Consider the following 1,155-nt stretch of genomic DNA (forward strand, 5'->3'; position numbering starts at 1 on the left):
ATTTTTTATCATCTTGGAATATGGATACATGCTAAACACTTTATTTGCATTTATGCATTACCTAAGTATCTTCACCACGATATCTTGACTTTGATAAAATCTTTGTGCCCTTTTGAATGATTGGAATGGCACTGAAACCTCCTACATTGGCTTTTGTTTTCAACGTATTCTGGGCATATCGCTTTTTTCATGGTCAAAAAACATCATATCAAGTTCACGCCTTTTTCTTTTGATAAGTGAATGCTCAGCTTTACGTAAATGCGCTACCATTTGCATCTTTATAGATTCATTTTGGATCATGGCTAATGTACCATCGATATGTGCTTGAAGATCAGCAATATCTTTCAGGTTTTGTTTTGTTTGAAGTTCATCGAATAGATTTTTGAGATATTGAAAACGACTTTCTATGTTTTGAAAAATTTTTAAAGTTAAAGCTTTATCCATACTTGATACAAATTGTAAACGGGAAAAAATAGAGTTGCCTACTTCATTAAAAGTCCCAGAAATTTTGTTTTCTTCCTCTAACATCTTTCGATATGATTCGCTTGAAAGCTTATTATTTTTATAGAGTGCTTCTGGCTCTTTAAGAAAAAAACTAGAAAGGTCTATTTGCTGTGGTTGAGTTGTCTTACTCTTTGTTATAGCCTGATAGGTTTTTTCTATTTGTGAAAGTTGTTGTTTTTTCAATTCAAGCTGTTTGTTCAAGAGCTGAAGGATTTCCAAATATTCTGCTGATAGAGTAGATTGTGATGACGGAGAAGTTATTGAACCTACAGGTGATTTTGGAAGTGATGGTGACTCGAAAGTTACCTTCACCTCTGCGTTCGCTTGAACTAAATTCAGCGTTCCGAAAAGGGTAGCTATTCCTATTATAATAAACCGCTTTTTCATCTGTCTCCTCGCTTAATTTCGGCAGGGATTGTTTTATTAATAGGCACACGGTTTCTATCATTGGGTTGTTTTAGCTTTGGTGCTAACGCACAAGCCGATAAAATGTTTGCAATCAAAATTATAAGAATGATATTTTTCATATTAATATTACTCTTTATTTATTGTTAGATTTATCCTAACATTTTTTGTCATTATTGCTATTTTGAATATAAAGTAAAGCGTATAGTTTGCGATAATTTATCTTTTCTTAATTTCAGTTTTTAA

Annotated in this window: 2 protein-coding genes; both read right to left on the reverse strand. The window is 32.3% G+C overall.

The annotated features are described in order from the left end of the window. Positions 1–159: 159 nt before the first annotated feature. Complete coding sequence (locus B5V81_RS08570; protein ID WP_212113097.1) at positions 160–891, reverse strand: TrbJ/VirB5 family protein; 732 nt, start codon at positions 889–891, stop codon at positions 160–162. Next, positions 888–1,031, reverse strand: a complete 144-nt coding sequence (locus tag B5V81_RS08575; protein WP_212111893.1) for a TrwH protein — start codon at positions 1,029–1,031, stop codon at positions 888–890. The genes B5V81_RS08570 and B5V81_RS08575 overlap by 4 nt, the downstream gene beginning before the upstream one ends. Positions 1,032–1,155: the final 124 nt, after the last annotated feature.

It is taken from the genome of Bartonella queenslandensis, from assembly GCF_018155095.1.
Lineage (GTDB): Bacteria > Pseudomonadota > Alphaproteobacteria > Rhizobiales > Rhizobiaceae > Bartonella > Bartonella queenslandensis_B.